Origin of the sequence: Nostoc sp. NMS2 (assembly GCF_017115105.1) — a bacterium.
GTDB lineage: Bacteria > Cyanobacteriota > Cyanobacteriia > Cyanobacteriales > Nostocaceae > Nostoc.
Map to the genome: position 1 here is coordinate 1 of NZ_JABXKH010000005.1, position 7,663 is coordinate 7,663.

A 7,663-nucleotide genomic window follows, 5' to 3' on the forward strand; every position below is an offset into this window, starting at 1 on the left:
GAGAGGGATTTAGGGTGAGGGCGAAAACTACGGTTCTCAACTTAGATGAGGTTTAACAATAGAACCAGTTCAAAAGAGAAGAATATTGCCCTCCTACCCTCTGCCTCCTTCAACGATCCTACTTGCCTCAAGATAGAAGATATTTCTGCCAAAAGAGTTGTATTTTGGAGAAAAAGCCTATCTATGAGGTTGACAATGGAGGCAAAACATGAAACCATCAACCGACGCGCACCACTAATTACTGCTGGAATTTTTCTTGGTGTGGGTCTTGGAGGGTTTATTGATGGAATTTTACTGCATCAGATCCTCCAGTGGCATCACATGCTTAGTAACATTCGACCTCTGACAAACAGAGCGAATATAGATTTGAACATGGTATGGGATGGGTTCTTTCATACCTTGGATTGGGTATTCACCGCGACTGGACTTGTGTTACTATGGCGTGCTGGAAAACGTGATGATGTTCCTTGGTCATCACAGACCTTTATTGGATCAATACTGATTGGTAGTGGGTTGTTCGACTTGGTTGAAGGTTTAATTGACCACCAAATTCTCGGTGTTCATCATGTGAAACCAGGCCCAAATCAGTTAGCCTGGGATCTAGGATTTCTTGCATTGGGTGCGCTACTTGTCGTTATCGGTTGGATAATGATAAAAAAGGAGTCAAGAGTCATTAGTCATTAGTCATTAGTCATTTGTCATTGGTCATTAGTCATTTGTCATTGGTCATTTGTCATTTGTCATTGGTCAATAGTTCTTGCTCCCCCTGCCTCCCCTGCTCCCTGCTCCCCACTCCCCACTCCCCTATGACAGATACTTTTGAAAAAACTAGCTGGAGTTGGCAGCTTTCCCAATTTCAACAACAAGCGGGAGAATGGTGGGAATACCAGTTTTATCGCTTTGAACGGTCTTTGCCAGAATTGCCTACTGGATGGTCAATTAGCCCTTGGGTAGGTGAGTTGCTGAAATTTCTGTTTTGGCTGGTAATCGCCTTATTTATAGTTTGGGTGGGTTGGCAATTATGGCGGGAATTCAGTCCTTATGTATATTCTTGGCTGAATAGAAATGGCAATCTGACAGATTTTCGCGCCAAAACTCGTTCTAGTGAGTCATCCATAGCGCTTTTGTTGGAGCGATCGCAACAATTTTACCGTCAAGGTAACTACCGTGAAGCTTGCCGTTGTCTCTATTTAGCAATGTTGCAGCAGTTGCATCAAAAAGCGATCGCACCCCACAAACTCAGCCGTACAGATGGAGAATATCTGCAATTACTGCGTAAGGCTGTGACTCCCATACAGCCTTACGAAACTTTAATCACCACCCACGAACAATTATGTTTTGGTAATACCGAGATTTTGCCAGACAATTATGAACAGTGTCGGCAAGCTTATCGGGAAATTTCCCCAGAATGAAAAAGAGACGTTGCATTGCAACGTCTCTACACAAAACAAACTAATATTCTATTTGGTGACAGCCGCGATCGCTTTTTCCAGAGCTTCCAAGGCAGTATTTACTTCTGCCTCTGTGACAATTAACGGTGGCACAAATCGGATTACTTTTGGCCCGGCGGGTACGAGTAATACACTCTCCTTGATGGCAGCATTGACGACATCGGCTGCGGTTAGCGCAATGTTAGATCGCAACTCCAAACCGTTGATTAAACCCCAACCCCGAACTTCGCTAATGTGCTGAGGATATTTTGTTGCGATCGCTTTTAATCCAGATCGCAACTGTTCACCCCTGTCTTGCACATTCTGCAAAATATTTTCCCGTTCCAATGTCTGGCAAACACTGAGTGCTACACCACACACAAAAGGATTGCCGCCAAAGGTGCTGGCGTGTTCCCCTGGTTGAAAAACATCGCAGAATTTCTTACTCATCATTGCACCGATGGGAATACCGCCACCCAAGCCTTTGGCACTGGTGAAAATATCCGGTTCAACGCCGAGATGTTCGTAAGCCCATAATTTGCCACTGCGCCCCATACCAACTTGCACTTCGTCAAAAATCAACAAAATGCCAGTTTCATCGCAAATCTGCCGGAGTTTTTTGAAATAGGCAACATCTCCCGGACGCACACCGCCTTCTCCCTGCAATGGCTCAATCAGAATCGCCGCTACTCGGTAATCACCTTCATCCAACTCGCTAATCGCCACTTCCACAGCGTTAATATCGTTGTAATTTACGTAGTGGAACCCAGGAACCAAAGGATCAAAATACTTTTGATACTTCGGTTGTGCTGTAGCGGTAACAGTGGCCAAAGTCCGCCCGTGGAAACTGGCATTGGCGGTTAAAATAATCGGTTTTTCAATGTCTAATACAGTGTGGGCATATTTCCGCGCCAGTTTAATTGCGGCTTCGTTAGCTTCAGCTCCAGAATTGCAGAAAAAGACGCGATCGGCACAAGAATGTTCAACGAGCCATTTTGCCAATTCTCCTTGCTCAGGAATGTAGTACAAATTAGAGACATGGTGCAGCTTCTGGATTTGGCGTGTTACCGCTTCTACCATAACTGGGTGAGCGTGTCCTAAAGTACAAGTGGCAATTCCCGCTACAAAGTCCAGATATTCTCGTCCCTGTGTATCCCAAACCCGGCATCCAGCCCCCCGTTCTAGAGCTAAGGGAAACCGGCCGTATGTAGACATGACAGCTTCATTAAAGCTATCTGCATCAAAGGGACTAGATGCTGACCCTGAATCTGGGGGGATGGTGGCTTGGTCAACGAGAGTTTGTAGGCTCACTACCGCTCCTCCTGAAAGTTTTTCATTATATAGTTATTTACTAGTTTCCTAGAAATCCCTAAAAATTACTTTTTATTTAGCACAATTTGTACTTCTTCTTAAATTAACGTTTATACGACCTCAACGCTTGGCGGTGGTGAAAAAAATTTTGTACTCAACGCTTGAGCAATTAAAAGCCACATATCCCCGACTTTTTTAAGAAGTCAGGGTTCTTGTCGATCGCTATTGACTCAGTAAGCCAACAGTTATCTCAAGATGCATCTTAGCTTTGTGCAAATTCAGCAGGTTCTCTTGATCAAACCGATCGGGGTAAGCCATCCTCCTACTTTCCAAGGTTATTTTGATCAGTGCTGCTTGCTCATCTGTGGGTGAATTTATTTCATCTATCACCCCTTCAAAAAATTGAATGACGCTAAATCCAGGAGATTTTAATCCCTTTCCTTCTCTCACTTGCTGGAGTGCTAGCTGAGGAAATGCCATCAGAGAAGTCATGTAGCTGACTTTATATGCTGCACTTCCTGTACGCTTAATACCGTATCGACGGCATAAGTCACGTAATTCTGAGATGGTTTTGATTTCTAACTCGGAATGCGTGAACATAAAATAGAATTACCTCTTGTAAAAGTGGTATCGGTAGGTAACAACTTTTCCAGGGATGATACCTAAGAGGTTCGTTTACTAAAAAGGACGAATGCTAAAAAGTTAGCAAAAAACTAGAAAAAGTAGGTTAAAAGTACTATTGTTACCTCATTCTCAACACTTGAGCAAAAATATCAACGTATCCAAAAGGAGTTAATGGCCGGGGCGATCGCTCTTGGCGGTGTTTTTTTCATTGGCACTTTGTGGTACTGGCTAGTGGAAGGCTGGTCATGGGAAGATGCGGCTTACATGACAGTCATCACTTTAGCCACTGTGGGATACGGAGAGACGCATCCACTGGGTAGCCGAGGACGATTGTTTACAATTGCCCTGATTTTGTTGGGTGTAGTGAATATTGGTTACATTGTCAACAGATTTACAGAAGCGATCATTCAAGGCTATTTTCAAGAAGGAATTCGGCTACAACAACAGAGGCGGTTAATGGAATCCCTAACAGAACATTACATCATTTGTGGATTTAGCCGGACTGGTCGTCAAATTTCCAAAGAATTTCGGGCAGAAGGTGTACCTTTTGTAGTGATTGATTCAGATATGGAATCTGTGCAAAGGGCGCAGACAGAAGGTTACACAGCATTCCAAGGTGACGCTACCTTAGATGACACACTCATGAAAGTTGGCATTGAACGCGCGATGTGTATCGTTGCAGCCCTCCCTTCCGATGCCGAAAATTTATACATTGTTTTATCAGCCAAAACACTGAATTCGGAAATTCGGGTAATTGCACGGGCAAGTACAGAAGAAGCTTTGCAGAAGTTACGACGCGGTGGTGCAGATGAGGTGATATCCCCCTATATTACTGGTGGGAAACGCATGGCTGCTGCGGCTCTCAGACCCCAAGTATTGGACTTTGTAGATGGGATTTTGACAGGTGCAGACCGCCAATTGTATATGGAAGAATTTTTACTCGACCCGGCTTTTTGTCCCTTTGTAGGTCAGAGTTTGCAAAAGGCGAGATTGCGATCGCAATCGGGTGCATTAGTTCTGGCAATTCGTCGCGCTGATGGGACTTTAATCGGTGGCCCCACTGGCGATACAGTCTTAATGCCAGGCGATCGGCTAATTGGGATGGGTACAGCAGAACAGTTGCGTAGCCTTAACCAAATTCTCGGCCCAATTGGTTCCAAGGAACTGCGGCGACCGAAAAATAGTTGATTTTATTTTTCTTTAATTACTTTTTTATACCAAAGTTGTTTGTGAAGCAATCTAAAGTTTGATGGCAACGATGCGAATTCTTCGATAGTCGGCTATCCAATTACCTTCTTGATACAGTGTCGGCAAAAGATGCTCTTCCACCGTGCGAATTATTTGTATTTTTTGCTCAGTAGACAGTCCTGCTAGGAAAGCATCGGCAAACATCTCAAGCCAGTTCGCCATCCCTGCTTCGCCTTCTGTTAGGGGAGTAGGACGAGCAAACAAGGTGGCATAATTAACATCAAAGCCTTGTTGTTCTAGCAGGGTAGCGTACTCACCAATACTAGGAAAATACCAAGGATTCAGTGCTTGTGGGGGAATAGCGATCGCTTTACTAGCTTATACCAATTTAATGTGAAGTTGCACATATCTTGATCCCCCTAAATCCCCTTTTTAAGGGGGACTTTGATAGATGTTTTTCCGGTTCCCCCCTTATTAAGGGGAGCCAGCGCGGGAACAGGGGTCTTCCCCGCCGCAGGATGCGTGGAGCGACTGGCGTGGGCTAGGGGGGATCGAATTCTATGCAGCTTCATAAAAAATTGGTATTAGGTGCGATCGCACCCTGATGACGTGCAAGCATTTCATAGATACATGGATTTGTTGCAAACCGCGCCGGGACGTGTGGCAGTAACCACCCCAGAAGAACTGGAAGCAGAAATGCGAAAGCGGATAGGTCGGGAAGCGCAATAGTGATTGACTATAATCCTTGCAAAGCAACTCTTTGAGTGGTTTACTTTTGGTAGAAATAACCAATGCCCAATGACTAACGCTCTTTTATGACTCTGATGAAAGAAAAAATGTAGGTTGGGTTGAACTTTAGTGAAACCCAACAAAACCAAGGGTTTTTCGTGTTGGGTTTCGTCCCTCAACCCAACCTACTCGTAAATTTATCAAAGCCTTAAAAATCAAGGGTTCTGAATTTTTATTTAACGAGAGTAATAGAAGAGCGCTAATGACTAATAATCAATTTCCTTCCATCCATGCATAGCAGCTATACCTTTAGTAACCCATTCGATCAAAATTGGGGGAGCTTCTGATATCAAGATGCTAGGATAAACTGCTGCACCCCATTCGGGATGAATTAATACACGGCATTGATTTTTAATTACTGGATAGTTAAGCAAAGCTTTGACAACTGCTGTGTCATCGTGGGGAATTGCTCCGGGATGAGATAGTAAAGGGTAGCCTGTACGAGGGTCGATCAGGTCAGTTAAATAGCCCCGATCGCGCAGATTAAATGCCAAATCGCAGCCAAATCGCATAAACTTTTCTCGTAATCGTTCTTTTTCTGACTCTACTTGTGCTGTCTTTTTGACTAATTGATAACGCGATCGCTGCAAGACAATCACTACTCGTAAAAATGGCTGCCGTTTCCAATCTGGTAATATCCGTTCGCAGTTGGCACAGATATATTGACTGGGAGCATGAATTGAAATTTGAACCGCTTGTCCCGTTTCGCCAACTAAATTAATGGGACAGGCTTGCTCCGAAGTGTAAACTTTGGGATAGTTCACTAAATTGATTCGGCTTATACAAGTTTTTTAATTTAATCTACGGTATAGATGATAACTCTTAAAAGTCCAGAAAAATCATCAATTTCTTATAGTATGTTACTTCTTTTAGAAGCAGTTGCTAATAATTTGAGAATTTTAATCCGAATTTTATCCTTTATTAACCTATTCTCATGGAATTTGTTGCGATCGCTGTAGGCATCAGCATAGATGCAGTGTGTGCTAGACAAGCGAGCGCTCCTAAAATCTGTTCGATTAAAACCCCCAAAAATGAACTTTATTTCACCCAATTAATTGAGTTTTAAAGAATTCACCGGTACTTCATCCCAAGAATCGACTGTCCGCAATTGCGCTACCCAACCCGCCGCTTTTTGCGTTTCGGTCAAATTATTCTGAAAGGAATCATGGCACTCTTTAGCTTGAGATTCATTACAAGTAGCAATACAGGCATGAATCATCCCAGACGGATCGATTTGCTCATTTACCCAAATAGTCATGGAATATTCCCTCGAAAAGTGGAGCGAAAAAAGCTATTTGTTATTTTAGAACACTATTAGCGTCAAAAATTGCAGAGCAAAATTGGTAATAAGTAGTGAACTAATCCCAGTTACCGATTGCTAATTTACAATTACCCAATTCCACTTCATCTATTAGGCACATAGGATTTATCTCCTCTTTCATAGCGGCGGCGGTAGAGTAATTCTAACTGTCCACCATATTCTTGAATCCAAGCTATTTGGCGTTGGTAGAGTCCGCGGAAGGTATTAGCAAATAATAGTGTAAAGATTGCTACTACTAATCCTGATGCTGTGGATACTAAAGCTTCACTAATTCCAGATGTGACTCCTGTTGTTTTAGTACCTCCCACATCACCGATATTTAGAGAAGCAAAAGAGTTAATTAATCCTAAGACAGTTCCTAGAAGTCCCAACAACGGCGCAAGACCAATAATTGTCTCAAAAATATTTTGGGAGCGTTTGAGTAAGGGGATTTCGGCTTGTGCTTCACTTTCTAATGCCAAACGAAATTCTTCTGGTGTCGCCTCCTCTAATTCTAAAGCTGCTAAAAAAATTCGGGCGATGGGTAAATCAGCATTCTTTTGCAACTTATCTAAAGCACTAACTACATTATCAAGGCGATAAAGCTGTAGCACCTCTCGCACTACCTTGTTTTGCCGATTATTTATCCTTACCCAAAAGATGATCCGTTCGATAATCAGGGCTACCCCTAACAAAGAAAACGCCAGCAGAGGCCACATGACTACGCCACCTGCTGTAAACAGATTACTAATTTCCATCTATTATTTTTTAACTTACCAACAACGCTAGATTAACAGATTGTTGAGATGCAGCAGTTTAAGAGGATGTTTGAAAAGTCCTTTTCTCGGTAGCAAAACGTTTTAGATCCCCCTAAATCCACGCCACCTGCTTCATTCGGGGAGACCACGCCAGATGCTCCACTACAGCGCAACTCTTGGAGACGCTTTGCGCTAAGCGAAGCTATGCCGTTCGCGCAGCGTCTCGTAGAGAAGGCTTTACGCGCATCCTGCGGCGGGGGAGA

General features: G+C 43.4%; 9 protein-coding genes and 1 pseudogene. 4 read left to right on the plus strand and 6 right to left on the minus strand.

Annotation, left to right across the window (positions count from 1 at the left end; genetic code table 11):
- Nucleotides 1–195: 195 nt before the first annotated feature.
- Nucleotides 196–684 carry a DUF2243 domain-containing protein gene (locus HWQ36_RS00395; protein WP_292696877.1) on the plus strand — a complete coding sequence of 163 codons (489 nt, stop codon included), beginning with the start codon at nt 196–198 and terminating at the stop codon, nt 682–684.
- A 122-nt stretch (nt 685–806) separates the two neighbouring features.
- Nucleotides 807–1,412: a DUF4129 domain-containing protein gene (locus HWQ36_RS00400; protein WP_292696857.1), complete on the plus strand. Its 606-nt coding sequence runs from the start codon at nt 807–809 to the stop codon at nt 1,410–1,412.
- 48 nt (nt 1,413–1,460) lie between these two features.
- On the opposite strand, the gene HWQ36_RS00405 is transcribed toward HWQ36_RS00400, so the two are convergent.
- Nucleotides 1,461–2,741 carry an aspartate aminotransferase family protein gene (locus tag HWQ36_RS00405; RefSeq protein WP_292696860.1) on the minus strand — a complete coding sequence of 427 codons (1,281 nt, stop codon included), beginning with the start codon at nt 2,739–2,741 and terminating at the stop codon, nt 1,461–1,463.
- A 222-nt stretch (nt 2,742–2,963) separates the two neighbouring features.
- Nucleotides 2,964–3,341 carry a hypothetical protein gene (locus HWQ36_RS00410; protein ID WP_292696863.1) on the minus strand — a complete coding sequence of 126 codons (378 nt, stop codon included), beginning with the start codon at nt 3,339–3,341 and terminating at the stop codon, nt 2,964–2,966.
- A gap of 195 nt (nt 3,342–3,536) precedes the next feature.
- Here HWQ36_RS00410 and HWQ36_RS00415 point away from each other — a divergent pair, with 195 nt between their 5' ends.
- Complete coding sequence (locus tag HWQ36_RS00415; RefSeq protein WP_292696866.1) at nt 3,537–4,553, plus strand: TrkA family potassium uptake protein; 1,017 nt, start codon at nt 3,537–3,539, stop codon at nt 4,551–4,553.
- Nucleotides 4,554–4,604: 51 nt separating this feature from the next.
- Here the strand turns inward: HWQ36_RS00415 and HWQ36_RS00420 are convergent.
- Nucleotides 4,605–4,922, minus strand: a pseudogene (locus tag HWQ36_RS00420) (SAM-dependent methyltransferase); the annotation flags it as partial.
- 219 nt (nt 4,923–5,141) lie between these two features.
- On the opposite strand from HWQ36_RS00420, the gene HWQ36_RS00425 reads away from it, so the two are divergent.
- Nucleotides 5,142–5,282 carry a hypothetical protein gene (locus HWQ36_RS00425; protein WP_292696868.1) on the plus strand — a complete coding sequence of 47 codons (141 nt, stop codon included), beginning with the start codon at nt 5,142–5,144 and terminating at the stop codon, nt 5,280–5,282.
- A 266-nt stretch (nt 5,283–5,548) separates the two neighbouring features.
- On the opposite strand, the gene HWQ36_RS00430 is transcribed toward HWQ36_RS00425, so the two are convergent.
- From HWQ36_RS00430 to HWQ36_RS00440, 3 genes are all read right to left on the minus strand, one after another.
- Entirely contained in the window at nt 5,549–6,106 is a 558-nt protein-coding gene (locus HWQ36_RS00430; RefSeq protein ID WP_292696870.1) for a methylmalonic aciduria and homocystinuria type D protein, read from the minus strand.
- A gap of 287 nt (nt 6,107–6,393) precedes the next feature.
- Nucleotides 6,394–6,600 (minus strand): glycogen debranching protein, encoded by a 207-nt coding sequence (locus HWQ36_RS00435; RefSeq protein WP_292696872.1) that lies wholly within the window; start codon nt 6,598–6,600, stop codon nt 6,394–6,396.
- Nucleotides 6,601–6,746: 146 nt separating this feature from the next.
- On the minus strand, nt 6,747–7,400 hold the full coding sequence (locus HWQ36_RS00440) for a MotA/TolQ/ExbB proton channel family protein (RefSeq protein WP_292696874.1): 654 nt from the start codon (nt 7,398–7,400) through the stop codon (nt 6,747–6,749).
- Nucleotides 7,401–7,663: the final 263 nt, after the last annotated feature.